The 26,183-nt window shown below is 64.7% G+C and carries 25 protein-coding genes and 1 tRNA gene; 10 read left to right on the top strand and 16 right to left on the bottom strand.

Annotation, left to right across the window (positions count from 1 at the left end; genetic code table 11):
* Nucleotides 1–5: 5 nt before the first annotated feature.
* The 12 genes from nuoF to rpsO all read right to left on the bottom strand — a co-directional run bounded on the left by nuoF (nt 6) and on the right by rpsO (nt 9,917).
* Nucleotides 6–1,364, bottom strand: a complete 1,359-nt coding sequence (nuoF, locus tag ASE31_RS13870; RefSeq protein WP_057202181.1) for an NADH-quinone oxidoreductase subunit NuoF — start codon at nt 1,362–1,364, stop codon at nt 6–8.
* Nucleotides 1,361–1,894: an NADH-quinone oxidoreductase subunit NuoE gene (nuoE, locus tag ASE31_RS13865; RefSeq protein ID WP_057202180.1), complete on the bottom strand. Its 534-nt coding sequence runs from the start codon at nt 1,892–1,894 to the stop codon at nt 1,361–1,363. The genes nuoF and nuoE overlap by 4 nt, the downstream gene beginning before the upstream one ends.
* A complete protein-coding gene (locus ASE31_RS13860; RefSeq protein WP_057202179.1) occupies nt 1,891–3,144 on the bottom strand; it encodes an NADH-quinone oxidoreductase subunit D in 1,254 nt (417 codons plus the stop codon). Before ASE31_RS13860 ends, nuoE begins: the two co-directional genes overlap by 4 nt.
* A gap of 26 nt (nt 3,145–3,170) precedes the next feature.
* Nucleotides 3,171–3,779 carry an NADH-quinone oxidoreductase subunit C gene (locus ASE31_RS13855; RefSeq protein WP_057202178.1) on the bottom strand — a complete coding sequence of 203 codons (609 nt, stop codon included), beginning with the start codon at nt 3,777–3,779 and terminating at the stop codon, nt 3,171–3,173.
* Between the two features lie 9 nt (nt 3,780–3,788).
* Nucleotides 3,789–4,268 (bottom strand): NADH-quinone oxidoreductase subunit B family protein, encoded by a 480-nt coding sequence (locus ASE31_RS13850; RefSeq protein WP_007849129.1) that lies wholly within the window; start codon nt 4,266–4,268, stop codon nt 3,789–3,791.
* A gap of 27 nt (nt 4,269–4,295) precedes the next feature.
* On the bottom strand, nt 4,296–4,655 hold the full coding sequence (locus ASE31_RS13845) for an NADH-quinone oxidoreductase subunit A (protein ID WP_057202177.1): 360 nt from the start codon (nt 4,653–4,655) through the stop codon (nt 4,296–4,298).
* A gap of 74 nt (nt 4,656–4,729) precedes the next feature.
* Nucleotides 4,730–4,814: transfer RNA gene (locus tag ASE31_RS13840), tRNA-Leu, on the bottom strand.
* A 115-nt stretch (nt 4,815–4,929) separates the two neighbouring features.
* Nucleotides 4,930–5,310 (bottom strand): preprotein translocase subunit SecG, encoded by a 381-nt coding sequence (secG, locus tag ASE31_RS13835; protein ID WP_057202176.1) that lies wholly within the window; start codon nt 5,308–5,310, stop codon nt 4,930–4,932.
* Between the two features lie 28 nt (nt 5,311–5,338).
* Complete coding sequence (tpiA, locus tag ASE31_RS13830; protein WP_057202568.1) at nt 5,339–6,100, bottom strand: triose-phosphate isomerase; 762 nt, start codon at nt 6,098–6,100, stop codon at nt 5,339–5,341.
* A gap of 2 nt (nt 6,101–6,102) precedes the next feature.
* Nucleotides 6,103–7,089 (bottom strand): NAD(P)H-quinone oxidoreductase, encoded by a 987-nt coding sequence (locus ASE31_RS13825; protein ID WP_057202175.1) that lies wholly within the window; start codon nt 7,087–7,089, stop codon nt 6,103–6,105.
* A 103-nt stretch (nt 7,090–7,192) separates the two neighbouring features.
* The gene (pnp, locus tag ASE31_RS13820; RefSeq protein WP_057202567.1) at nt 7,193–9,442 is read right to left on the bottom strand and encodes a polyribonucleotide nucleotidyltransferase; all 2,250 of its coding nucleotides are present in this window, start codon (nt 9,440–9,442) and stop codon (nt 7,193–7,195) included.
* Nucleotides 9,443–9,650: 208 nt separating this feature from the next.
* The gene (rpsO, locus tag ASE31_RS13815; RefSeq protein ID WP_005793232.1) at nt 9,651–9,917 is read right to left on the bottom strand and encodes a 30S ribosomal protein S15; all 267 of its coding nucleotides are present in this window, start codon (nt 9,915–9,917) and stop codon (nt 9,651–9,653) included.
* Nucleotides 9,918–10,329: 412 nt separating this feature from the next.
* Between rpsO and ASE31_RS13810 the strand changes: the two genes are divergently transcribed.
* From ASE31_RS13810 to ASE31_RS13770, 9 genes are all read left to right on the top strand, one after another.
* On the top strand, nt 10,330–10,938 hold the full coding sequence (locus ASE31_RS13810) for a GspH/FimT family protein (RefSeq protein WP_255357677.1): 609 nt from the start codon (nt 10,330–10,332) through the stop codon (nt 10,936–10,938).
* Between the two features lie 50 nt (nt 10,939–10,988).
* Nucleotides 10,989–11,657 (top strand): type IV pilus modification protein PilV, encoded by a 669-nt coding sequence (gene pilV, locus ASE31_RS13805; protein WP_057202173.1) that lies wholly within the window; start codon nt 10,989–10,991, stop codon nt 11,655–11,657.
* A 1-nt stretch (nt 11,658) separates the two neighbouring features.
* Complete coding sequence (locus tag ASE31_RS13800) at nt 11,659–12,585, top strand: PilW family protein (RefSeq protein WP_082604141.1); 927 nt, start codon at nt 11,659–11,661, stop codon at nt 12,583–12,585.
* Nucleotides 12,586–12,608: 23 nt separating this feature from the next.
* Nucleotides 12,609–13,400: a PilX N-terminal domain-containing pilus assembly protein gene (locus ASE31_RS13795; RefSeq protein ID WP_057202172.1), complete on the top strand. Its 792-nt coding sequence runs from the start codon at nt 12,609–12,611 to the stop codon at nt 13,398–13,400.
* A gap of 101 nt (nt 13,401–13,501) precedes the next feature.
* Nucleotides 13,502–17,068, top strand: a complete 3,567-nt coding sequence (locus ASE31_RS13790; protein ID WP_057202171.1) for a pilus assembly protein — start codon at nt 13,502–13,504, stop codon at nt 17,066–17,068.
* 29 nt (nt 17,069–17,097) lie between these two features.
* Nucleotides 17,098–17,571, top strand: coding sequence for a type IV pilin protein (locus tag ASE31_RS13785; protein WP_057202565.1), 474 nt, complete (start codon nt 17,098–17,100; stop codon nt 17,569–17,571).
* 51 nt (nt 17,572–17,622) lie between these two features.
* Complete coding sequence (ribD, locus tag ASE31_RS13780; protein WP_057202170.1) at nt 17,623–18,735, top strand: bifunctional diaminohydroxyphosphoribosylaminopyrimidine deaminase/5-amino-6-(5-phosphoribosylamino)uracil reductase RibD; 1,113 nt, start codon at nt 17,623–17,625, stop codon at nt 18,733–18,735.
* A 167-nt stretch (nt 18,736–18,902) separates the two neighbouring features.
* Nucleotides 18,903–20,105, top strand: a complete 1,203-nt coding sequence (locus tag ASE31_RS13775) for an ammonium transporter (protein ID WP_057202169.1) — start codon at nt 18,903–18,905, stop codon at nt 20,103–20,105.
* 114 nt (nt 20,106–20,219) lie between these two features.
* Nucleotides 20,220–22,061 (top strand): phospholipase D family protein, encoded by a 1,842-nt coding sequence (locus ASE31_RS13770; RefSeq protein WP_082604140.1) that lies wholly within the window; start codon nt 20,220–20,222, stop codon nt 22,059–22,061.
* A 1-nt stretch (nt 22,062) separates the two neighbouring features.
* Here ASE31_RS13770 and ASE31_RS13765 read toward each other — a convergent pair whose 3' ends face one another.
* Entirely contained in the window at nt 22,063–23,028 is a 966-nt protein-coding gene (locus tag ASE31_RS13765) for a tRNA-dihydrouridine synthase (RefSeq protein WP_057202168.1), read from the bottom strand.
* Between the two features lie 130 nt (nt 23,029–23,158).
* On the opposite strand from ASE31_RS13765, the gene ASE31_RS13760 reads away from it, so the two are divergent.
* Nucleotides 23,159–23,704: a hypothetical protein gene (locus tag ASE31_RS13760; RefSeq protein ID WP_057202167.1), complete on the top strand. Its 546-nt coding sequence runs from the start codon at nt 23,159–23,161 to the stop codon at nt 23,702–23,704.
* A gap of 25 nt (nt 23,705–23,729) precedes the next feature.
* Here ASE31_RS13760 and ASE31_RS13755 read toward each other — a convergent pair whose 3' ends face one another.
* The 3 genes from ASE31_RS13755 to ASE31_RS13745 all read right to left on the bottom strand — a co-directional run bounded on the left by ASE31_RS13755 (nt 23,730) and on the right by ASE31_RS13745 (nt 26,098).
* Complete coding sequence (locus tag ASE31_RS13755) at nt 23,730–24,881, bottom strand: class I SAM-dependent methyltransferase (RefSeq protein WP_057202166.1); 1,152 nt, start codon at nt 24,879–24,881, stop codon at nt 23,730–23,732.
* A 7-nt stretch (nt 24,882–24,888) separates the two neighbouring features.
* Nucleotides 24,889–25,410, bottom strand: a complete 522-nt coding sequence (locus ASE31_RS13750; protein ID WP_057202563.1) for a GNAT family N-acetyltransferase — start codon at nt 25,408–25,410, stop codon at nt 24,889–24,891.
* A gap of 133 nt (nt 25,411–25,543) precedes the next feature.
* Nucleotides 25,544–26,098, bottom strand: a complete 555-nt coding sequence (locus ASE31_RS13745; RefSeq protein WP_057202165.1) for a hypothetical protein — start codon at nt 26,096–26,098, stop codon at nt 25,544–25,546.
* Nucleotides 26,099–26,183: the final 85 nt, after the last annotated feature.

The raw sequence follows: 26,183 nt of genomic DNA, 5'->3' as shown, positions 1-26,183 counted from the left end.
CGGGATCAGGCGGAGGCGGAAGCCTGGGGGGTCTTCTCTTGGCGGATCAGCGCTTCGAATTCCGGACGGAAGTGCTTGATCATGGCGCGCACCGGCATGGCCGCTGCGTCACCCAGTGCGCAGATGGTGCGCCCCTGGATGTTGTCTGCCACCGAATTGAGCAGGTTCAGGTCGCCATCGCGCCCCTGGCCATGCTGGATACGGTCGATCACGCGCCACATCCAGCCCGTGCCTTCGCGACACGGCGTGCACTGGCCGCAGGATTCGTGCGAGTAGAAATAGGACAGGCGCAGCAGGCTCTCGACCATGCTGCGGGAGTCGTCCATCACGATGACGGCGCCCGAACCCAGCATGGAGCCGGCCTTGGCGATGGAGTCGTAGTCCATCGTGCATTCCATGATGACGGACGCCGGCAGCACCGGCGAGGACGACCCGCCGGGAATCACGGCCTTGAGCTGGCGGCCCTTGCGCACGCCACCAGCGAGTTCGAGCAGCTTGGCGAACGGCGTGCCCATGGGCACTTCGTAGTTGCCGGGCTTTTCCACGTCGCCCGAGACCGAGAAGATCTTGGTGCCGCCGTTGTTGGGCTTGCCGCACTCAAGGTAGGCCTGGCCACCATTGCGGATGATCCACGGCACGGCCGCGAAGGTCTCGGTGTTGTTGATGGTGGTGGGCTTGCCGTACAGGCCGAAGCTGGCAGGAAACGGCGGCTTGAAGCGCGGCTGGCCCTTCTTGCCTTCGAGCGATTCGAGCAGCGCGGTTTCTTCGCCGCAGATGTAGGCACCGAAGCCGTGCGCCGCATGCAGCTGGAAGCTGAAATTGCTGCCCAGGATCTTGTCGCCCAGGTAGCCGGCGGCACGCGCCTCTTCGAGCGCTTCTTCGAAGCGGTCGTAGGTCTGGAAGATTTCGCCGTGGATGTAGTTGTAGCCCACGGAGATGCCCATCGCGTAGGCCGCGATGATCATGCCTTCGATGACGATGTGCGGATTGAACTGCAGGATGTCGCGGTCCTTGCAGGTGCCTGGCTCGCCTTCGTCGGAGTTGCACACCAGATACTTCTGGCCGGGGAACGAGCGGGGCATGAAGCTCCACTTCAGGCCGGTGGGGAAGCCCGCACCGCCGCGGCCGCGCAGGCCCGATTCCTTGACGGTGGCGATCACCTGGTCCTGGGTGAGGCCTGCGCCTTCGCCCTGTGCCAGGATCTTGCGCAACGCTTCGTAGCCGCCGCGCGCTTCGTAGTCCTTGATGCCCCAGTTCGTGCCGTCGAGCCCCGCAACGATCTGTGGGTTGATGTGGCGGTCGTGGAAGCAGGTCTGCACGCCCGTGGCCTGGAACTGCGAGAGGATCTGTGCGGCGGTGGTCATGCTTGTCCTTCCGCAGCCTTGAGGCCGTCGACCAGCTGGTCGAGCTTGTCGCTGTCCATGAAGCTGCACATGGTGCGGTCGTTGACCAGCATCACGGGCGCATCGGCGCAGGCGCCCAGGCACTCGCACTGCTGCAGCGTGAACAGGCCGTCCGGCGTGGTCTCGCCCATGGTCACGCCGAGCTTCTTCTCGAGGTGGTGCAGCGCCTTCTGGCCGTCGCGCAGCTGGCAAGGCAGGTTGGTGCAGACGTTGAGCTTGTACTTGCCCGTCGGCTGCTGGTTGTACATGTTGTAGAACGTGGTCACTTCGTGCACCGCGATCTGGGCCATGCCCAGGTAGTCGGCGATCACGGCCTCACTCTGCACGCTGACCCAGCCCTGCTCCTGCTGCACGATGGCCAGGCAGGCCATCACGGCAGACTGCTTCTGCTCGGGCGGGTACTTGGCGACTTCGCGCGCAAAACGGGCAAGGGTTGCCTCGGTGATGGCGGCGGTGCCAGCGGTCAGGTTCTTCGATTCGGTCGTACTCATCGGTCAATCTCCCCGAACACGATATCCATGGTGCCGATGATGGCCACGGCGTCGGCGATCATGTGGCCGCGGGCCATCTCGTCGAGCGTGGCCAGGTGCGCGAAGCCGGGCGCACGGATCTTCAGGCGGTAGGGCTTGTTGGCGCCATCGCTGACCAGATAGATGCCGAACTCACCCTTGGGATGCTCCACGGCGGCATAGGCTTCGCCTTCGGGCACGTGAAAGCCTTCGGTGAACAACTTGAAATGGTGGATCAGCTCTTCCATGTTGGACTTCATGGATTCGCGGTCGGGCGCAGCCACCTTGTGGTTGTCGGTGATGACCGGGCCGGGGTTGGCGCGCAGCCAGTCCACGCACTGCTTGATGATGCGGTTGGACTCGCGCATTTCGTGCACGCGCACGAGGTAGCGGTCATAGCAGTCGCCCGTCTTGCCCACGGGCACGTCGAAGTCCATGCGGTCGTAGACGTCATAGGGCTGGGTCTTGCGCAGGTCCCATGCAATGCCGGAGCCACGGATCATGGGCCCGGTCATGCCCAGGTTCAGCGCGCGCTCGGGCGGCACCACGCCGATGCCCACGGTGCGCTGCTTCCAGATGCGGTTGTCGGTGAGCAGGGTCTCGTACTCGTCCACGCAGCCCGGGAAGCGCTGGGTGAAGTCGTCGATGAAGTCGAGCAGCGAACCCTTGCGGTTCTGGTTCATGGCCTCCAGGGCCTTGGCGTTCTTGATCTTGCTGACCTTGTACTGCGGCATGGAGTCCGGCAGGTCGCGGTACACGCCGCCCGGACGGAAGTACGCCGCGTGCATGCGCGCGCCGGAGACGGCTTCGTACATGTCGAACAGGTCTTCGCGCTCGCGGAAGGTGTAGATCAGGATGGTGGAGCTGCCGCAATCGTTGCCGTGCGAGCCGAGCCACATCAGGTGGTTCAGCAAGCGCGTGATTTCGGAGAACATCACGCGGATGTACTGGGCGCGCTCGGGCACTTCCAGGCCCATCAGCTTTTCGATGGCCAGGCAGTAGGCGTGCTCGTTGCACATCATCGACACGTAGTCCAGGCGGTCCATGTAGGGCAGCGACTGGATGTAGGTCTTGTGCTCGGCCAGCTTTTCGGTGGCGCGGTGCAAGAGGCCGATGTGCGGGTCGGCGCGCTGGACGACTTCGCCGTCGAGCTCGAGCACCAAGCGCAGCACGCCGTGCGCTGCAGGGTGCTGCGGTCCGAAGTTCAGGGAATAGTTCTTGATTTCAGCCATGGTGGGTCACGTGGGGCGCGGGCGCCTTAGTGCAGGCCTCCGTACTTGTCTTCGCGGATGATGCGCGGCGTGATTTCGCGCGGCTCGATCGACACGGGCTCGTAGACCACCCGGCGCTGCTCTGCGTCATAGCGCATCTCGACATGGCCGGACAGCGGGAAGTCCTTGCGGAAGGGGTGGCCGATGAAGCCGTAGTCGGTCAGGATGCGGCGCAGGTCGTTGTGGCCGTCGAACACGATGCCGAACAGGTCGAACGCTTCGCGCTCGTACCAGTTGGCCGAGTTCCACAGGTCGGCCACCGAGGCCACCACCGGGAAATCGTCGTCGGCGCAGAACACCTTGACGCGCAGGCGCTGGTTCAGACTGACCGACAGCAGGTGCGACACCACGCAGTAGCGCGCGCCTTCGTTGACTTCGTCGGCGTAGGCCGAGTAGTCGACGCCGCACAGGTCGATCAGCTGCTCGAACTGGCAGCCGGGCGCATCGCGCAGCTGCTGCATGGCAGCAAGGTAATCGGCGGCGGAGACTTCGACGGTGACCTCACCGAGGGCCACGTGGATCTTGCGGACCTTGTCGCCCAGCACGGCGGCAACGGTGTCCTTGATTTTTTCAGGGCGAATGGCAACAGATGTCATCGTCAACCCTCAGACGCGCGCAATGGTGTTGGTGCGGCGGATCTTCTGCTGCAGCTGGATGATGCCGTAGATCAGCGCCTCGGCCGTGGGGGGACAGCCGGGCACGTAGACATCCACGGGCACGATGCGGTCGCAACCGCGCACCACAGAGTAGCTGTAATGGTAGTACCCACCGCCATTGGCGCACGAACCCATCGACAGCACCCAGCGGGGCTCCGACATCTGGTCGTACACCTTGCGCAGGGCAGGCGCCATCTTGTTGCACAGCGTGCCGGCCACGATCATCAGATCAGACTGGCGGGGACTGGCACGGAACACTTCGGCACCGAAGCGGCCGATGTCGTAGCGGGCAGCCGCTGCGTGCATCATTTCGACCGCGCAGCAGGCCAGACCAAAGGTCATGGGCCACAGCGAACCGGTTTTGGCCCAATTCACCACGGAGTCATAGCTCGTGGTGATGAAGCCTTCCTTCATCACGCCTTCAATCATTGCATCAGTCCTTGTTGAAGCCCGCTGTCATTCCCAATCGAGGGCGCCTTTTTTCCACTCGTAGACAAAGCCCACGACGAGGATCGTCAGGAAAATCACCACAGCCACGAAACCGGCGGCACCCACCTCGTGCAGCGTGACCGCCCACGGGAAGAGGAACGCGATTTCGAGGTCGAACAGGATGAAGAGAATGGCGACGAGGTAATAGCGCACGTCAAACTTCATGCGCGCATCCTCGAAGGCTTCAAAGCCACACTCGTAGGGGGAATTCTTGGCGTCATCCGGGCGATTGGGGCCCAGGACATATCCGATGGCAAGGGGAACAACGCCTACGGCGATGCCGACCAAGATGAACAAAAGGACGGGGAGGTACTGATCGAGGTTCATCTTGAGGATGTGCTCACCGCTGTAGCCTGGCCCGACATGGCCCTTGCTGGGTCATGTCGGGGAGGCCTTTGTTTTGGTGCCGTCGGCGAGACTCGAACTCGCACAGCTTTCGCCACTACCCCCTCAAGATAGCGTGTCTACCAATTTCACCACGACGGCTGGATGTATGTGCCTGGATGGCATGAGGAACCTTGCGGTTTTGGCTTTCCAGACAATCCAGAATTCTACTCCGTAAAAACCCTGCTCTGCGGTTCAGGGCCCAAATTAGTGCAGATTATTTGGTCGGGATCTGCGCCGCGCCAGAGGCCGGCACCACAGGCACAGGAATCGCCACAGGAGCGGCACCCGACGCAGCCGAGGCTGGCGCCGAAGAAGCTGCTGCAGGCGCTTCGAGCACGCTGCCAGAGCTGGCGGGCCGCGCGTTGCCGAAGTATGCCAGAGCCAGCGTGGCAGCGAAGAACACCGCTGCCAACACCGCCGTGGTGCGCGACAGGAAGTTGGCGCTGCCGCTGGCGCCGAACAGGCTGCCCGAGCTGCCGCTGCCGAAGGCAGCACCCATGTCGGCACCCTTGCCGTGCTGGATCAGGATCAACCCGATCATTACCAGGGCGGTGATCATCTGCACCGCCAGAACCACATTCACGATCACGTTCATTCTCTGTTTACTCCTGATTTGAATAGCTTCAGGCGCGGCCCGGACGGGCAGCACCAATGATCTGCAAGAAATCGCCCGCCTTGAGCGAAGCACCGCCCACCAGGCCACCATCGATGTCCGGCTGCGCCAGCAGCTCGGCCGCATTCGCGGCATTCATACTGCCGCCATACAGCAGGTGGATGCGGTCGGCATGCTCGCTGGCCAGGGCCAACTGCGCACGCAGCACGGCATGCACCGCCTGCGCCTGCTCTGGCGATGCCGTGCGGCCCGTGCCGATGGCCCAGACCGGCTCATACGCCACCACGATTTCGCTGATGCAGTGGCCATTGAGGTGGATCACCGCAGCCAGCTGGCGCTTGACGACGGCTTCGGTCTCACCCGCATCGCGCTCTGCCAGGGTCTCGCCTACGCAGACGATGGGCGTGATGCCCAGCGCCAGCGCGCGCTGCGCCTTGACGGCCACGACGGCATCGGATTCGCCGTGGTACTGGCGGCGTTCCGAATGCCCCACCAGCACATAGCGCGCACCAAACTCCTTGAGCATGGCGGCCGACACTTCACCCGTGTAGGCACCTTGTTCGTGTGCCGACACATCCTGCGCAGCCAGGGCCACACCCGAGCCGGCGACCAGCGCCTGCACCTGGGCCAGGTAAGGCGCAGGCACAGCCACGGCCACATCGCACTGCGGTGCGGCCGAAGCCATGCCATCCCGCAATGCCTTGAGCAGCGCTTCGTTGGCGGCCAGGCCGCCGTTCATCTTCCAGTTGCCTGCGATGAGCTTCTTTTTCATGTTCACCACGTCAAAACAATCTTGCCAATGTGCTGGTTGGATTCCATCAGGGCATGCGCCTGGGCCGCATCGGCCGCCGCAAAGGTGCTGTGGATGACAGGGCGCACCGTACCGGCGGCCAGCAAGGGCCACACCCGCTCGCGCAGTGCGCTTGCGATGGCACCCTTGAAGGCTACCGAGCGCGGGCGCAGGGTGGAGCCGGTGATGGTGAGCCTGCGGCGCAGCACCAGGCCGGCGTTGATCTCGCTCTTGACCCCGCCCTGCACGGCGATGATGACGATGCGACCATCTTCGGCCAGGCACTCGACCTCGCGCGCGACATAGCTGCCCGCGACCATGTCCAGCACCACGTCGACACCCTTGCCGTCGGTAATGCGCTTGGCCTCCACCACAAAGTCCTGCGACTTGTAGTTGATGGCATGGTGCGCGCCCAGGTCCAGGCAGGCCTGGCACTTGTCGTCGCTGCCCGCCGTGGCGATCACCGTGGCACCGAAGGCACGCGCCAGCTGAATGGCGGTGACGCCGATGCCGCTGGTGCCGCCCTGCACCAGCAGGCTTTCACCCGCCTGCAGGCGGCCACGGTCGAACACGTTGCTCCACACCGTGAAGAAGGTCTCAGGCAGCGAGGCAGCCTCGATATCACTGAACCCAGCAGGCACCGGCAGGCACTGCTCGGCCGGCGCCACGCACCATTGCGCGTAGCCACCACCCGCCACGAGCGCGCAGACACGGTCGCCAATGGCCAGGCCCGACCGAGCCAGCGCATCGGCGTCACCCGCCTCCACCACACCCGCCACCTCGAGACCGGGAAGGTCGGAGGTGCCAGGCGGGGGCGCGTAGTGGCCCATGCGCTGCAGCACGTCGGGGCGGTTGATGCCGCTGGCGCCCACGCGGATCAGCAGCTCGCCCGCACCCGGCACAGGCACGGGGCGCTCACCGAGGCGCAAGACCTCAGGCGCACCGAACGAGGAAATCTCCACCGCTTGCATAGGAAGGTCCGTGGTTGATGGCATGGAAATCACCAGTCCCGACCACCGCCTGCGGGAGGCCGCTGCAAGCGGCCCACCCGATGGCGGCAGCCAAGGCGATGGATCAGCCGTTCACCTGGTCGGAAGCGCCATCCGATGGCAGCGACTGCTGTTGTTGCTGCTGCTGGTCGGCTGGCTGGCGATCACGGCCCTGGTCGCGGCGGGGTTCGCGGTCACCACGCTCCTGGGGAGCCGGGCGGTCGCTGAAACCACCACCCGCAGGGCGGTCGGCCAACGCCTTCATGGACAGCTTGACGCGGCCCTTTTCGTCGGTTTCCATGACCTTGACCTTGACGATCTGGCCTTCGGTCAGGTAGTCGCCGACGCGCTCGACGCGCTCGTGCGCGATCTGGCTGATGTGCAGCAGGCCATCCTTACCGGGCAGCAGGTTGATCAGGGCGCCGAAGTCCAGGATCTTGGTCACAGGGCCTTCGTAGATCTTGCCGATTTCGACTTCGGCCGTGATCTGCTCGATGCGGCGCTTGGCTTCATCGGCCTTGGCGTTGTCAGTGGCGGCGATGGTGATGGTGCCATCTTCCTCGATGTTGATCTGGCAGCCGGTCTCTTCGGTCAGCGCACGGATCACGGAGCCGCCCTTGCCGATCACGTCACGGATCTTCTCGGGGTTGATCTTCATCGTGTAGAGCTTGGGCGCGAAGTTGGACACTTCGGTCTTGGCTTCGCCCATGGCTTCCTGCATCTTGCCCAGGATGTGGATGCGCGCTTCCTTGGCCTGGGCCAGGGCGACCTGCATGATTTCCTTGGTGATGCCCTGGATCTTGATGTCCATCTGCAGCGCAGTGATGCCAGCGGTGGTACCAGCGACCTTGAAGTCCATGTCACCCAGGTGATCTTCATCGCCCAGGATGTCGGTCAGCACGGCAAAGCGATTGGCATCCTTGATCAGACCCATGGCGATACCGGCCACGTGCGCCTTCATGGGCACGCCTGCGTCCATCATCGACAGGCAGCCGCCGCAGACCGAGGCCATGGACGAAGAGCCATTGGATTCGGTGATTTCCGACACCACGCGCATGGTGTAGGGGAATTCTTCCTTGGTGGGCAGCACGGCCATCAGAGCACGCTTGGCCAAGCGGCCGTGGCCGATTTCGCGGCGCTTGGTGGACCCCATGCGGCCCACTTCGCCGGTGGCGAAGGGAGGCATGTTGTAGTGCATCATGAAGCGGTCTTCGTACTCGCCAGCCAGGGCGTCGATGCGCTGGGCATCGCGCTCGGTACCCAGCGTGGTCACGACCAGCGCCTGGGTTTCGCCACGCGTGAACAGGGCCGAGCCGTGGGCACGGGGCAGCACGCTGTTGCGGATCTCGATGGGGCGCACGGTGCGCGTGTCGCGGCCGTCGATGCGGGGCTCGCCGGCCAGGATCTGGCTGCGCACCAGGCGCGCTTCGATGTCGAACAGCATGCCTTCGACCTTGACGGCGTCGAATTCCACGCCTTCGGCCTTGAGGCCAGCCATCACGGCAGCGTAGGCTTCGCGGCAGGCTTGCGTGCGGCTTTGCTTGTTGCGGATCTGGTAGGCGGCGGCGAGCTTCTCGTCGGCCAGGGCACCGACCTTGGCGATCAGGGCCTCGTCCTTGGCGGGGGCTTGCCACGTCCATGCGGGCTTGCCTGCATCACGCACCAGGTCGTGGATGGCGTTGATGGCGATATTGCCCTGCTGGTGGCCGAACACCACGGCACCGAGCATGATTTCTTCAGACAGCTGCTGGGCTTCGGATTCCACCATTAGCACAGCGGCTTCGGTACCGGCGACCACGAGGTCCATCTGCGAGCCCTTGCGCGCGGTCTGGCCGGGGTTCAGCACGTATTCGCCATTGATGTAGCCCACGCGAGCGGCGCCGATGGGGCCGGTGAACGGGATGCCGGAGATGGCCAAGGCGGCGCTGGTGGCAATCAGGGCGGCGATGTCGGCGTCGACTTCAGGGTTCAGCGACACGGTGTGGATCACCACGTGCACTTCGTTGAAGAAGCCTTCGGGGAACAGCGGGCGGATCGGGCGGTCGATCAGGCGGCTGGTCAGCGTTTCGTGCTCACTGGGCTTGGCTTCGCGCTTGAAGAAGCTGCCGGGGATCTTGCCAGCGGCGTAGGTCTTCTCGATGTAGTCCACCGTCAGGGGAAAGAAGTCCTGGCCGGGCTTGGCCGACTTGGAGGCCACCACGGTGGCCAGCACCACGGTGTCGTCGATGTTCACCAGCACGGCGCCGGAGGCCTGGCGGGCGATTTCGCCCGTTTCCATGATGACGGTCTTGTCACCCCATTGGAAGGTCTTGGTGACTTTGTTGAAAATGCTCATGTTCAGCTCCTTTTGTTGTAGCTGGCAGCACAGTGCCAGCATGGCGTGGAGGGCAATTCAGAACACGATGCCATTCCAGCGGACCTGCCCCTGCGCACGGCGGCGGCAGGCCCGTTGGAATGACACAGCTTCGCTCTGTTTTGCGGCTCCGAAGTAAAAAACGCCTGAGCTAGCGGACTAACCCAGGCGTTTTGGCATGCAATGGGGATTACTTGCGCAGACCCAACTTGGCGATCAGGGCGGTGTAGCGGTCAGCGTCCTTGGCCTTGAGGTAGTCCAGCAGCTTGCGACGACGGCTCACCATGCGCAGCAGGCCGCGGCGACCGTGGTGGTCCTTGGCATGCGTCTTGAAGTGAGGAGTCAGTTCGTTGATGCGGGCCGTCAGCAGGGCCACTTGCACTTCTGGGCTACCAGTATCGTTGGCAGCACGGGCGTTGGCCTTGACGACTTCGGCCTTGATGGAGGATGCGATCATTACTTTTCCTTGGATTGAGGCCCCAGGCAGACAGCCGAAGACCCCGGTTTTTACTTGCGCCACCCGCTGGAAAGGCCGGTGGCGTGCGTCTTGCACCATGCAAAACCCTCGGATTATAGCCTGCACCCCGGCAAATGGGTCTTTTTGGACTTGCCGAACCCCCATGGGTGCGCCCAGAATGGACTCCACCGCAGGGGTACAACGCATCCGCACCCGACGGACCGCACAAAAGCAAGCGACAAAATACCCGCAAGTGCAACAGAAAGCGCGAAACACCAGGCGTATGCGCTGGGCCGCTCGACAATCCCGGAGGCAGCGCCCGTGCCTTTCAGGACACGGCATCCGGCCGCTTGTCCCGGCTTCCATGCCACTGGTCAGTACGCAATGGTCATGTCACATCCGGTCACCTAATATGAAAATCATGAAAGCACCGAGCCTTTATCGCTGGCCTAAAATCCACACACCCGGTGGAGCCGCACGTTCAAATGCCGGATTCACGGCCATCGAACTCATGGTCGTCGTGGCCATTGTGGCGATCTTGGCCGCTCTGGCAGGCCCCAGCTTCAGGCCCCTGATCGAGCGCTGGCGGGTTCGCGATGCGGCCGAGAGCGTGATATCCACGTTCTATTTTGCGCGCTCCGAGGCCATCAAACGAGGAGGGCAAGTCATTATCCAACCCAATTCCAACCCCGGTTGGGGGGCGGGCTGGCATGTCTTTTTTGACGTCAGTGGCGAGGGCGCCCAAGTCTGTGATGCCTCCAAAACCCCTAACGAATGCGATCTGCAGATTGTGCCTGCACCCACCAAGGTAGACATCGGCGTGGCGGGCACTACCAACGGCGCGATAACGATTGACCGCTGGGGGATGGCTTCGCACACGGGCGGAGGCTCTACTGCGCCAACCAATATGTTTTTCGAAATCATGCCTGCGGGCAAAGACATGACCGATAGCAGCGCGGCCCGCGTGTGTGTAGGCATGGGAGGCCGCATCGTGCGCAAGAAAGGCTCCGAAACATGCTGAGAATCCACCCCCTTTCTGATTCCATGAGGCCCGGCCACAGAGGATTTTCCATGCGCCCCGCAAACATTCAACAAACAAAGTCCCAGCGCGGCATCAGCCTGATCGAATCTCTGGTCGCCATCGTCGTCATGTCTTTGGGAATCCTTGGGATCCTGGGTATCCAGATGCGCACGCTCACCGATACATCGACCACCTTGCGCCGGGCGCAGGCCATTCGCCTGATCGAAGACCTGGGCGAGCGCATGAAGATCAACCCGAATGCAATGGCAGACGTCGGCACCTATGTCACCGCGTTCGCCGACACCCCGACGGTAGGTAGTTGCGCCACCGGCTGCGACCACACGCAATTGGCCACCTATGACCTGGCCGTCTGGAAAAAGGCCATCCGGGACAATCTTCCCCTCGGCCAGGCCAGAATCTTTGTGCCGCCAGCCGAAGCTGCCGTGCCAGCCGGGCAAGGGCGCCAGTTGGGGGTGATGGTTGCCTGGCGCGAGAACGAGCGCGACATCACTGATGCTGACGTGAAGAAGATCTACAAAGACGAGATTGACGCCACCAAAGTTCGGGCCGCCACCGCCAGCGGCACCTTGAGCGATGGCGCTGGTTTTGCCTGCCCTGCCACGTTTACCTGCCATCTCCAGTACATCCCCGTCGCCGCACGGTGCGCACCCTACGCCCCTGGCGCCAACTCCCCCACGTATTACTGCCCAGGGGTTTGACATGCTTACAAGAAAGACCCCCATTCCCGCTGGCCCCGTACATCGCGGTCCTGGCCGTCATCGGCACAAGGCCCTGCTGACGCCTTCCCGCACCCAGCGCGGATTCACGTTGATCGAATTGATGGTGGGCATCACCATCGGCTTGCTGACCATTGCCGTCGCAATGGGTGCGCTCATGGTCTCGCGCAGCGTCTCAGGAACGGTGTCCGACACCAGCGGCATCCAGCAGCAGGCGGCCTACGCCATGCGCGTCATTGGACTGCAACTGCGCCAGGCAGGCTCTATACGCCTGAATATGAACCCCAAATCCGCCGTTGCGCAAGACCTCTACTTCGCACCTGTAGGCTTCGAGTCTATCGTCCTTGCTTCAGGTAGCGTCAAAGGGTTCGACCCCACCACCGATACCATTTCCGGCACCAACTCACCTGCCACTGTCACGCTGGGTTACCGCCGCTTTTCAGAGCCCGTGTTCAGCAGCGCGGCCGAACAAACGTTGGCGCGCAATTGCGTCGGAGGCCCTGACAGCGCCAACGCAGACCAGCGCCTGGAGAGCACCTTCCAACTCACTGGTAGCGATTTGCAGTGCAGCGGCAACAGTGCGGCAGCGCAGTCTATTGCGCAAAACGTAGCCGAGTTCCAGGTGCGCTACCTGCTGCAGGACACCGTGTCCACACCCGGCATTCCAAAGGTAACGCCCGTCGACGCAACAGGGGTAGGCAGCAACTGGGGCCGGGTGCAGGCAGTCGAGGTGTGCCTTGTGCTCTATGGCGTGGAAACCATCAATCTGCCCGCCGGCAGCAATTACACCGATTGCAGCGGCACCGCCGTGGACATGAGCACCCTGACCGGGGCGCGCGCGCGCCGCATGCACGCCGTGTTCCGCAACGTCTTCCAGATGCGCAGCCAGGGGCTGAGCGCGGCCATGTAACCCTTGACGAGAAAAAAGTCCCCATGCCAAGGCTCACCTTATCCCATCACCGGCCACTGCACCCACGGCAGCGAGGCGTGGCGTTGTTTGTCGTCATCGTGTTCGTCATGCTATCGATGCTGCTGGCCCTCTGGGCGTCCCGCACTTCGCTGTTCAACGAAATGGTGGTGGGCAACGACGCCGACTACCAGCGCGCCTTCGAGGCCGCACAGGCCTTGCTGCAGGACGCTGAACTCGATATCCGGCGCGAGCTTCCGGACGGCACCCCCTGCATCACCGCCGCCACATGCCGCGACCTGATTGGCGCCGCCGACAAGATCCCGGCGGATCCCGCAGAGGTCACCCCTCTGCTGGCCAACCTCGACAACCAGACCACAAAATGCCGCGCTGGCCTGTGCACCAAGCGAACAGGGCGGCAGGATTTTTGGAACTACACGACTAATTCTCCTACACCCTCCGATTTGAAACCTGGAGAGGTCAAACTCGAAGACATGACCCAGCCCACGGTTGGCGCGCGCTATGGCCAATACACGGGTGCTGCCAAAGGCAGTGTAACGGCCCAAGCCAACCCCATTTTGCAGTGGGATGCCGCCACACCCAACAACCAGGGTGGGTGGTACTGGATTGAATTGCTGAAGTATGACGACAGCAAGGGCGGCCCCGGCGTGATCATAGACCCCGGCATGCCCAACATACTGGCCCTGAACCTCACACCCAACGTGGCGTATCGCATCACGGCCCTGGCTTACGGGCGCAAGCCCAACACGATGGCCGTGCTCCAGCAGACCTATGTCCGGCAACCCCGCAAGAACTGAAGCTGCGGCGCCACAACCCCAACACCACAGAACGGCTTGGACCATCGACTGACAGGTCCTTGCGCAATTCTTCACCACCCAACCTCACCAAGGAGCGCGCCATGCACCGCACCGCTGCCCCCCGTTTTCGCAAGCACCTCATCGCCCTGGCGGCCAGCGCCGCACTGGCGCCGCACGGCGCCTGGGCCCTGGACCTGGCACAGTCGCCGCCAGGCACGGTAGAGCCCTATGTCTCCCCCAACGTCATCATCTCGATTGATGACTCGGGGAGTATGGAATACCGCCTCGACAGCGAAGCGAGCACCAGCAACAACCAGACCACGCCGAATGTCGATGGCACCTGGCCTGCCAGCTCCAAGCGCATCAACGTGCTGAAGTACACCATGGTCGGCAGCGGCGGAACGGGCGGCATCTTCCGCGACACCACGCTGCTGCCCGACAAGAAGATCCGGCTGTCGTGGCAGGCGATGTGGAACAACGGTGGCTCGACCGACGCGCTCAACGTCAACAGCTCGACCATGAAGACCAACTCCATGCGCCGGCTGAACACAGCCCACCGCAACAACTTCATCAGCTTCATCAGCAACCTGAAGGCGAGCAACGGCACTCCCTCCCATCTGATGTTCAAGCAGGCTGACGAATACATGCGCCAGCCGCTGGGTACCAGCAGCGCCTGGGCGTCCGACCCCGGTACGACGGGAAACCCCTATCTGGCGTGCCGCCGCTCGTACCACATCATGATGACGGACGGCCGCTGGAATGGCACGGCCTACGACGTTCCAGACACCAGCAAACGCGACAACGCAACCAACCTGACACTGCCCGACAGCAATGTGTATGGTGGAAGCAATGCCACGGAACGCGCCAAGACTGCGCTCTATCGCGACACAGTCAACAACACACTGGCCGACTGGGCCTTCTACAGCTGGGCCAACCCCATGCAGACTTCGGGCCTGACGGGTACCATGCAGCCTGCGGCGGATTACCGCAAGGCCCCGGCCACCGAGAATTTCGGCAAAGACACGGCCAACAAGGACGCCATCCTGGAGCGTTACTGGAACCCGCGCTACAACCCGGCCACTTGGACGCACATGGTGACTTACACCATTGGCTTCAGCACTGTATCCACCACCTGGCCAGGTGCCCCCACCATCTTTGGCCCCACGGAGCAGACACCGTTCGGATATGACGGCAGCTTTCGCGATTTCGTTACGGGCACCAAGACCTGGCCCACCATGGACAACGAGAACAAGCGCTCGCTGGACCTGTGGCATGCGGCGTTGAATGGACGGGGCCGCTTCTATGCCGTGACCAAGGGCGAGGACCTGGAAAAGGCCTTCCGCGAAATCTTCGGCCAGATCAATACTGCCACCGACCCCGACTTGAGCGCCAGCGCTACCAGCGGCTCCAACATCTCCCGCAGCGAAGTGGGCAGGTACACCGCAGCCTATGAACCCACCAACGACTGGAAGGGCTTCGTGACCGCCGAGCGGTTGAAGCCCGATGGCACCAGCGTCAGCGACTCCGGCTGGAACGGCAAGAACACGGCAGACAAGCTCGATGCACTGGCGACCATCAGCACCCGCCTGATCCTGAGCTGGAGCGACAAGTGGGACACCAGCAAGTACCGGGGCGGCGTGCCCTTCAAGTGGGCATCGGACGAAGCCAACCTCAGCACGGCACAGAAGGTCTGGCTGCAGAAGAACGTTGGCGGAACCGACCAGGGGGCCACCAAAGGCCAGGAACGGCTGGAGTACATCCGCGGCGAGCGCAGCAAGGAAGGCTCCGACGACACCGGCTACACAACGGCCAAGCCGTACCGCGAACGCCAGAGCCGCCAGGGCGACATCATCAACTCCGACGTGTGGTATGTCGGGCCGCCTGCAGGGGACTCGCTGCTCAAGGGCTATGCGAACTTCGTGCGCAATGAGAAGTCGCGCCAACCCATGATCTATGTGGGCGGCAACGACGGCATGCTGCACGGCTTTTCGACGGCCGATGGCCAGGAGAAATTGGCCTACGTGCCCCAGGGCGTGATACCCACCCTGACGCTGTTGACCGACCCGCAATACAACAACAAGCACCGCTATTTTGTCGATGGCTCGCCAATGACCGGTGATATCGACGCCAACGGAGGCATACAAGACCCCACCGACCCCAACTATGCGGCCTTTGTTCCCGACTGGCGCACCTACCTGGTAGGTACTCTGGGCCTGGGCGGCAAAGGTTACTTTGTGCTGGATGTGACCAACCCCACGGCCACGGCCTCGCCGTCCGGGATACCCGGCTTTGCCGAAGGCAATGCCCAGACACTGGTCAAACTCGACCGCACACGCGGCTCCACCGAGGCCGCCCCCATTTGCGGCGCCATGACCGGGGCTGAAAAGACAATGTGCGACAAGGTCGTGGAGGAAGACAAGGACATTGGCCACATCACCTCCCGGCCCGTGCGCGACACCACCGACACAGCACGCACCACGCAGATCACGCGCATGAACAACAACCGCTGGGCGGTGGTGTTGGGCAATGGTTACAACAGCACCAACCAGCGCCCCGTGCTGCTGATCCAGTACCTCGATGGCCTGCGTGAGCTGGTGCGCCTGCCTACCACCACCCAGGCAGCGGGCACGGGCAATGCCAAGGACAATGGCCTGGGTGCCCCACGCGTGGTGGACCTGGATGGCGACGGCCGCATTGATGTGGCCTATGCCGGGGACAACCTGGGCAACATGTGGAAGTTCGACCTGACCAGCGCCACCCCTGGCAATTGGAAGGTGGCCTTCGGTGGCAGCCCCCTGTTCACGGCCCAGGGACCCGCCGCATTGAACAATGCGTCGCGCACCAAGATCCAGCCGATTTCCACGGCCCCGACCGTGCGCGCCAATGACCGCAAGAAGCAAACGGGCAGTGGCCCCACGGCGACAACCTCGCGCGTGGGCGGCATGATGGTGGCCTTTGGCACCGGCCGCAATGTGGATGCCGCCGACCCGTCCAATGTGGATGTGCAGTCGCTGTACTCTGTGCTGGACAACACCCGTTACCGCTATGCCGGCACCGGGGCCAGCAAGCGCCTGGAAGTGCATCCTGGCGGCGGAAGCTGCCCCAATGGCGCCGACTGCGTACCCGCCCCTGCGGCACTGGGCACCGGCGTTGCCACGGCCAAGCTGGCGCAGCAGAAATTCACCGATGTCAGCGGTGAGAATGCCAAGGTCGATATCGTCGATGAACTGAAGCTGGAGACCTGGGGCAATTACAACGGGTGGTACATGGACCTGCCTGCCGTAGGTGAGCGACTGCTCAAACCCCTGGAGTTCTACGACGCCACCAACCTGCTGACGGTCTGGTCGCAAGTGCCCGCCAAGGGCTCCAATGTGGACCCGAATGTCGAAAGCTGCGAGTCGACTTCCGTGGACGGCGAGCGCCAGTACCGCACTTTCGTCAACATCATGGATGGAAAGCGTCCCACCTTTCAGATCGTGGATTTGAACCTCGACAAGAAGTACGATGCGGCCGACAAGGATGTCTCACGGGTCCCTGTGACCAAGGGCCCGCATAGCCTCGTCAGAGGGAAGAAGGAGATTAAGGACTATGACGGCAAAGGAAACTTCACGGACAATGCACCTCCACCCGAGGAGTCCATGCGTCCGAGCTGGCGCCAGATCCGCTGATCGGACCCAAGGACTGTACGATGCACACGATGAACCACAACACATCCATGCGACAACGGGGCTTCACCCTCATCGAACTGATGACGGTGGTGGCGATCGTTGGAATTCTCACGGCAATCGCGCTGCCCAGCTACAACGAGTACATCCGGCGCGGGCACCGTGCCGATGCGCGCGCCGGCTTGCTGCAGGCAGCGCAGTACCTGGAACGTTCCGCTACGGCGACAGGCGCCTACCCCACCGCGCTGCCCGCAAACCTGATGTGGACCGGCGACACCGCCAAACGCTATAATATTTCAGTTGGCAATGGGACGCTAGCCGCAGGCAATCCTCCAACGCAAGGCCCCTCGACGCCTGCCACCTTCACCGTGATCGCGGCGCGCAAAGCGGGAACGGCGCAGGCAGGCGACAAATGCGGCGATTTAACACTGACCAACACGGGCACGCGGGGGATACTGTCACAGTCGCCGGCCAGCATTACCGTCGAGGAATGCTGGAACAAGTGAGCCGGGCAGCAACTGCTCAAAGGCAGTAGTTGCGCTAGCATTCACGCCACCATGGCCACTTCTTCGGAACAACACACCACAAAAGCGCTTGAGCTAGCCACTCAGGCGCTTTGTCTTTCCAACCCCAACCCCCGCGTGGGCTGCGTGATCACCACGCCCGACGGCCAGGTGCTCGGCCAGGGGTTCACCCAGCAGGCCGGCGGCCCGCATGCCGAGGTCATGGCGCTGCGCGATGCGGCAGCCCGGGGCAACAAGGTGCAGGGAGCTACCGCCTACGTCACGCTGGAGCCCTGCTCGCACCAGGGCCGCACAGGGCCCTGCTGCGAAGCGCTGATCGGTGCCGGCATCGGCAAAGTGGTGGCCTCCCTGGCAGACCCCAACCCGCTGGTCTCGGGCCAGGGCTTTGCGCGCCTGCGCGCTGCCGGCGTGGAGGTGGTCGTGGGCCCTGGCGCCAAGGAGTCGCGCGAACTCAATATCGGTTTCTTCAGCCGCATGGTGCGCGGCACGCCCTGGGTGCGCATCAAGACCGCCGCCTCCCTGGATGGCACCACCGCGCTGGCCAACGGGCAGAGCCAGTGGATCACCTCGCCCGCCGCCCGCGCCGATGGCCATGCCTGGCGCTCCCGCGCCTGCGCCGTGCTCACGGGCATCGGCACGGTGCTCGATGACGACCCGCGCCTGGACGTGCGCGAGGTCGCCACGCCGCGCCAGCCGCACCTGGTGATCGTGGACAGCCAGTTGCAGACCCCGCTGGAGGCGCGCCTTTTCTCCGTGCCGGGCCGCACCTGCCTCATCTACACCGCAAGCGACGATGCCGCGAAAAAGGCGGCCCTGGAGGGCCGAGGGGCCACGGTGATTCGCCTTCCCAACCCACAGGGCAAGGTAGACCTCGGCGCCATGCTGAAGGACCTGGGCCAGCGCAGCGTCAACGAGTTGCACGTAGAGGCAGGCCACAAGCTCAATGGGTCCTTCCTGCGCGAAGGGCTGGTGGATGAAATGCTGCTCTACCTGGCCCCCCGGCTGCTTGGACCAGGCCTGGGCATGGCCCAGACAGCGCCTTTGCAAACACTGGCGGATGGCACCGCACTCGACTATGTCTCCGTGGACCGGATCGGACCTGACCTGCGCATCGTGGCCCGGGTTCAGGGGCGCGATAGCTTCTGACCAGCCGACCCGATCGGCCCACACCCGGTCCTATGCACCAAAACAGCCCAGCACCACCCCGGTGATGCACGCAACATCCTGGCGCATTTTTTGCTTAATTTTGGTGCATTCATTGCATGCCGCAGTGAAACGCACCAAAACAGATCAAACAAACGCGTGGAGATGGTATGGAAGCACTCAAACAGGGCACGGACGCCTTGTTCATTCTGCTCGGGGCAATCATGGTGCTGGCCATGCATGCCGGGTTCGCCTTTCTGGAGCTGGGCACGGTCCGCAAGAAGAACCAGGTGAATGCCCTGGTCAAGATCCTGGTGGACTTCTCCGTGTCCACCGTGGTGTACTTTGTGGTGGGCTACAGCGTGGCCTACGGCACGCATTTCTTCGTGGGGGCAGACACCCTGGTCCAGCAAAGCGGCTATTCGCTGGTCAAGTTCTTCTTTCTGCTCACCTTCGCAGCGGCCATTCCGGCCATTGTGTCGGGCGGTATTGCCGAACGCGCCAAGTTCTGGCCGCAGCTCATGGCCACGGCCATCATCGTCGGCTTCGTCTACCCCTTCTTCGAGGGCATCGCGTGGAACCAGCACTTCGGCGTGCAGGCCTGGATCAAGTCGTTGACCGGCGAAGAGTTCCATGACTTCGCGGGCTCGGTCGTGGTCCACGCCGTGGGCGGCTGGATCGCCCTGCCCGCCGTGGTGCTGCTCGGCTCGCGCGCCAACCGCTACCGCAAGGATGGCGCCATCTCGGCCCACCCACCCTCGAACATCCCCTTCCTGGCCCTCGGGGCCTGGATTCTGGTGGTCGGCTGGTTCGGCTTCAACGTGATGAGCGCACAGACCGTGGACAAGCTCTCGGGCCTGGTGGCGGTCAACTCGCTGATGGCCATGGTGGGCGGCACGCTCGCCGCGCTGGTGCTGGGCAAGAACGACCCGGGCTTCGTGCACAACGGCCCGCTGGCCGGCCTGGTGGCGGTGTGCGCAGGCTCCGACCTGATGCACCCGCTGGGCGCCCTGGTCACGGGCGCCATCGCCGGCACCATCTTCGTGCTGCTGTTCACGCTGACCCAGAACAAGTGGAAGATCGACGACGTGCTCGGCGTCTGGCCCCTGCACGGGCTGTGCGGCACCTGGGGCGGCCTGGCGGCGGGCATCTTCGGCAGCAAGGCCCTGGGGGGCCTCGGCGGTGTGGCCTTCACCGCACAGCTGATCGGCACCAGCATGGGCGTGGTCTGGGCCCTCCTGGGCGGCCTGGTGGTGTACGGGGCCCTCAAGGCCACCGTGGGCCTCAGGCTGTCGCAGGAAGATGAGTTCGATGGCGCAGACCTTTCCATCCACAAAATCAGCGCAACGCCGGACCGCGAAGTGAGCTGGTAAGCAGCGACCGGGCGGCGGCACCGTTCACACAGCGTTACGTTTCGGCGCACCGTCCGACAGCGGCGACTGGGGCGGCGGGATATACCTTCTGTAGTATCCAGAAAGTCCCCTCCAATGCCAGCCCCCATCGCTCTCAAAGACCTTGCCGCCACCGCCCGCTATGGCTGGATGGGGCTGGTCGCCACACTCGCGGTGGCCGTGATCACCGGTTGCGCTGGGTTGCCCCAGGACGTGGATCGCCCCGAATCCAACGCCCTCGCCTCCCCTGCCGGCACCCCGCTGGGGCAAATGGTGGAGGCCAACCGCCAGGCGGCGGCAGGTCGTTCCCCTTCGGGCTTTCTACTGCTGGGCGGGCCCCAGGCGGCCTACAGCAGCCGCCTGGCACTGGTGGAAGCGGCAAAGAAGACACTGGACCTGCAGTACTACGCCATCCACGCCGATGCCAGCACCGAGCGCCTGCTCAAGGGCGTGGTGTCGGCCGCCGAACGCGGGGTCAGGGTCAGGGTGCTGCTCGATGACTTCCACAGCGCCGGGCGCGATGCGCAGGTCATGCGCCTGGCCTTCGTGCCCAACATCGAGATGCGCATGTTCAACCCGCTCACCGGCGCGCGCGGCTCCACGCTGGGGCGCATGTTCAGCGCCGTGGCCGATTTTTCGCGCGCCCAGCAGCGCATGCACAACAAGCTCTTCATCGCCGACAACGCCATGGGCGTCACCGGCGGGCGCAACCTGGGCGACGCCTACTTCGGCACGGCCGATGCGGGCAATTTCGTGGACCTGGATGTGCTGGCCGCCGGGCCCATCGTGCAGGACCTCTCGCGCAGCTTCGACCACTACTGGAACAACCAGCGCGCCTACCCCGTGCAGTCCCTGGTCACGCGCGAGGAACTGGACACCATGCGCAGCCAGTACGAGGCGGCCGACGTTGCCGAACGGGAACGCCAGGTGGCCCTTGACACCACGCCACCGCCCCCTGCCGCCAGCGCGCCAGCCCCGGGCCAGGACGACCCTGGCGGTGTTGGCGCCCAGCGCAGCCGCATCTGGGACTACCAGCCCATGGACCTGGGCGCCGTGTCCTTTGTCTGGGCACCGGCTGTGGTGCTGGTTGACCAACCCGCCAAGATCCCGGCCGAAGGCGTCGCCGCCCCTCCATCTCCCGACGCAGCACCTGCCAGCGGATCCAATGCCCGGCAGGCCGCGCGCATCGCCCCTCCTGCAGGGGGCGTGGCCGCCAACGGCACTGCAGCCCTCCCGTCCACCGACGCAGCCGATGCCGGTGAGGGCGACACGGTGGTGGACGGCCTGCTGCATTTGATGGGCCAGGCCCGGCGCGAATTGCTCATCGTCTCGCCCTACTTCGTGCCCGGCCCCGACATGAAGCAGGCCTTTGCCCAGGCCCGCCAACGTGGCGTGCGTGTGCGGGTGCTCACCAACTCGCTGGCGTCCAACGATGCCCCCATAGCCCATGCCGGCTATGCCCGACACCGGCCGGAGTTGCTGGCCATGGGGGTGGAGCTCTACGAAATGCGCAGCGAGCTCACCGGCCTGGGCAGTGCCTTCGGCAGCCCGGGCGGCTCATCGGGCCGCAGCGGCTCTTCGCCCACCGGCTCGGTGGGCAGCTCGCGCGCCATGCTGCACTCCAAACTGCTGGTGATGGATGGCCGCCTGGTCGCCATCGGCTCCATGAACCTCGATATGCGCTCGCAAAAGCAGAACACCGAGATCGCGTTGCTGATCCGCAGCACCGAGCTGTCCCGGCGCATCACCACGCGGCTGGAACCGGCCCTGGGCGAACTGGCGTGGCGCGTGGAACTGCAGCAGCCGGGCGGCCAGTTGCTGTGGCATGCGCCACAGGGCAGCGGCCTGCAGGACAGCACTACCGAGCCCGATGCCAGCGCGCCGCTGCGCCTGCTGCTGCAACTGCTCGGCCCGCTCGCCCCGGACCACCTGTTGTGATTCAGGCCGTGACGCGGTCCTGCAACGCGTCCACCCAGGCCGTGATGGCGCGCTGGTCCGTCATGGTCCTCACATGCTGGTACGCCGCCTCGCCCTCGGGAAAGCGGCGGCGCATCAGGTTCAGCCACTGCTTGAGGCGGCCCGCGCGCTGGCGCGGCTCCAGGTCCTCGCAGACCATTTGCCAGAATGCGGCGATGTGCGGCAGCAGGTCGGCCCATTGCACGGTGTCCGAGCCCGGCTCCCCCGCATCCGTGGCACGGATGGCGCGCGCCAGCCCCGGGTCGGCCACCATGCCACGCCCCAGCATCAGCGCATCGCAGCCCGATACCTCGCGGCAGCGCAGCGCGTCGGCCACCGTCCAGATCTCGCCATTGGCGACCACGGGCAAGGCCACGGCCGCACGAATGGCCGGTATCTGCTCCCAGTAGGCCGGGGGCCGGTAGCCGTCGGCCTTGGTACGGGCATGCACTACCAGCTCGCAGGCGCCGCCCGCCTCCATGGCCTGTGCGCACTCGCGCATCAGGCCGCTGTCGTTGAAGCCCAAACGCATCTTGGCGGAGACCGGCAGATGCGCCGGCACGGCGCGCCGCACCGCCGCCACCAGCGCGGCAATGCGCTCGGGCTCTTGCAGCAGGGCCGCCCCGCCGCCGTGGCGGTTGACCACCTTGGCCGGGCAGCCGAAGTTCAGATCGATCCCTTCGGGCCCGAGAGCCGCCAAGCGTGCCGCATTCTCGGCCATGCTCACCGGGTCGGAGCCCAGCAACTGGGCGCGCACCGGCACCCCGGCCAGCGTGCGGCTGCCGTTGCGCAGCTCGGGCAGGTAGCGCAGGAACACCTTGTCTGGCAGCAACGTGCCCGTGATGCGGATGAACTCCGACACGCAGCGGTCCACCCCGCCCACCCGGGTGAGCACGTCACGCAGCACAAAATCGAGAAGCCCCTCCATCGGGGCGAGCAGCAGGGTCATCGCGCAGCAAACATCACAGAAAGAAAGCCCGCCCTGTGGGCGCAGCCAACCTGCGATTGTGCGGCAGGCGGGTCATCACAGCGTCATGCCCCGGTGCTGCAATGGTGGGTCATTGCCTTGCGCCTTCACCATGCTGCTCCAAAAAACCGACAAAGCCCGCCTGGAACTCTCGCCCGGTGTCCGCACGCTGAGCCTGCGCGAGCGGTCGCTGCTGCTGCTGGCCGACGGCAAATCCCTGTCGGACCTGCAGGCCATGTACAACGGCATCGGCGCGCAGATCGTGGACAACCTCATGCGCCAGGGCTACCTCACCGGCCCGGCCACCCTGCCCGAAGCGCCGCTGCCCACGGCTACAGTGGCTGCAGTGGCAACACCCGAGCCCCCCACCACAACATCGGCAGGTAAGCCCAACGACGCCCTGCGCTCGCTGGCCGGCACGCGCATGTACCTGTTCGACATCTGCGAGCGCATGTTCGCGCGTCGGGACCCCGCCCTGGCCCGGCAGTTCCACGAGGCCCTGCGCGGTGCGCGCGACCGCTCCAGCATGCTCGACGTGGGCGAAGCTCTGCTGGATGAAGTGGCGCAGATGGCAGGGCCCGAGCGCGCCCAGACCATTCGCGACCGCATGGACCAGCTGCTGCCCCAGGAACCTGCGGGCACACCGTCCCCGGCGTAATCGGCGGTTGCCGCAGGGCCTGGGTTCAGCCGATGGCCGCCAGCCGCCAGAGCGAAGTCACCTCGGCGGAGCGGGCGGCGTGCAAGGCATCACCGGCGTCGACGGCTTTGGCATGCCGGGGCTGCACGTCGTGCCGACCCAGGATGCGCAGGCCACCCTCGGCGATCCAGGCCAGCAATTGCTCGCGCGGGCGCAGTTCCAGGTGCTCGGCCAGGTCCGACAGGATCAGCCAGCCCTCGCCGCCAGGCTCCAGGTGGGCCGCCAGACCCGCCAGAAAGCCGCGCAGCATGCGGCTGCCTTCGTCGTACACGGCATGCTCGATGGGTGAGCTCGGGCGCGCTGGCACCCAAGGGGGGTTGCACACCACCAGCGGCGCCCGCCCCGGAGGGAACAGGTCCGCCTGCAGCAGCTCCACCCGGTCGAGCACACCCAGGCGCTTCAGGTTGTCGAGCGCGCAGGCCATGGCGCGCGGGTCCTGGTCGGTGGCCACCACGCGCTGCACGCCGCGGCGCACCAGCACGGCCGACAACACGCCCGTGCCCGCACCGATGTCGAACGCCAAGGCGGTGGACGGCAAGGAGGTGTTTGCCACCAGGTCCACGTACTCCCCCCGCACGGGCGAGAAAACGCCGTAGTGGGGGTGGATGCGGTTGTGCGGGCCATCGCCCAGGGCAGGGATTTCCACGCCTTTCTTGCGCCATTCGTAGGCACCCACCAGGCCCAGCAGCTCGCGCAGCGTGGCCACCGAGCTTTCGCCGCTGGCCGGGCCCCAGGCCTCGGTGCAGGCCTGGCGCCAGTCCGGTGCGCGGCGCAGGTCGATTCCGTAGTCCGGCCCCAAGGGAATCAGGACCGACGACAGCACCCGCGCGCGCTGGGCCTGCGCCTGGCGGTGCAGGTGAAATGCCTGGGCCGGGGTCGCGGTCGCCGCTTTCTCGGCGGCTTTGGCCACTGCCTTTCGGGGCTTGCGGTCCACCCGGCGCATCAACGCCTGCAGCAGCATGCGGGCGTTCTGGAAATCGCCCTGCCACAGCAGGCCCGTGCCCTCGCAGGCGAGGCGGTAGGCCGTATCGGCAGACAGGGTGTCATCGGCGGTCACCACCCGGCGTGGGGCCGGGGCGCTGCTTTCGGAGCGCCACTGGGCACTGTGGGCCTGGCCCAGGTGGTTCCACTCGATCATCGGGGCCTTAGTTGATGGGGCGCTTCAGGCGCACTTCTTCGATCTTGACGCCACCGATCACGGCAGTCTTGGCGGTGGCGAGCTCCTGCTTGAAGCCCGCCATTTCGTGGAAACGGATGGCGCGCTCGTTGCGCAGGGGCACCCAGGCGGTGACATTGGTGCAACCTTCTTCCTGGAGGCCATCGCGCGCGGCATCCCACAGGGCCAGGCCCACGCCTTGGTTCCAATGGGTGGGGGCGGCGTAGATGGCCCAGATTTCGCCCGTGGTGGGGCGGGATTTCTCATCGCGCGAGCGGTCATAGCCGACAAAGCCGACGATCTTCTCGCCATCGATGGCCACCTGCACCTGGGGCTCGCAATATTCGATGGCTTCGCGCCAGTAGGCCTGGCGCTTGTCGACGGAAGACATGGACTTCAATTGCTCGTCTGGCACCAGCCCTTTGTAAGCCTCTTGGGCGGAGACGGTGTGGATCTGGGCGATGGCTTTGGCATCGCGAAGCGTAGCGGGACGAACCTGGATACTGGACATGAAAAAACCGAACGAAAACGGGGGGTGAAAAAACAAAAGGACCGGCATTGTCGCCGCAAACGGTTTTTCACCCCTCGCCAGTAGGGTACCCGGCCCTGCGCGCCCCACGCAGGCGGGGGAGCAAAGCGGGCCGTCAGGCCATGGCCAGAGAGCCTCCGAGCCCGTCCCCAGCGCGCTCGCGGGCCGATTGGGCCAGCGCGCGCTTGTTGCGCGGGCGGGGCACTTTCACCTCCGGCGGCATGCCGTTGATGGCGTTCAGGCCCACCACCAGCGTCACGCTGCGCGAGCCGCCATCGCGTTCATCCGGGGCATAGGCGCGGTAGCTGCCACTGCCCTGCCCATGGCTGCGTTGCACCGTATGGAACACGATGCGCACCCCGCTCACCCGGTGGCCGCTGAAGGGCAGCACGCGCAGGCGGGCATCGCGGTCCAGCGCCAGCCCCATGCAGCCAGGGCGGTTGATGAGGTCGGTGCGCACGCTGCGCCAGGTCAGGCCGTTGTCGGTGGAAAACTGCCAGTTGCCCGCCTGCGCATCCAGGTGCTCGACGATGACGCCCGCCGAGGCCAGCAGGTCCGGGCAGTTGTCGTGCACGATCTGGGCCATGCAGTTGCCGCCCACCCCCACACCGGCGGAAGGCTTGTGCTCTGGCGACGAAATCGGTGGGTTCTGAAGAGCGCTGGCAGTCATGTTGTATTCCCCTGGTGGTTGATGGATGGTTGGTCCGACCCAACCGCCGCAGTGCGCAGCCGCCATGCGACATTCTGTTCACTGC

The sequence above is a fragment of the Acidovorax sp. Root217 genome (genome assembly GCF_001428645.1).
Lineage (GTDB): Bacteria > Pseudomonadota > Gammaproteobacteria > Burkholderiales > Burkholderiaceae_C > Acidovorax.
This window is presented reverse-complemented; position numbering and strand designations above follow the sequence as displayed.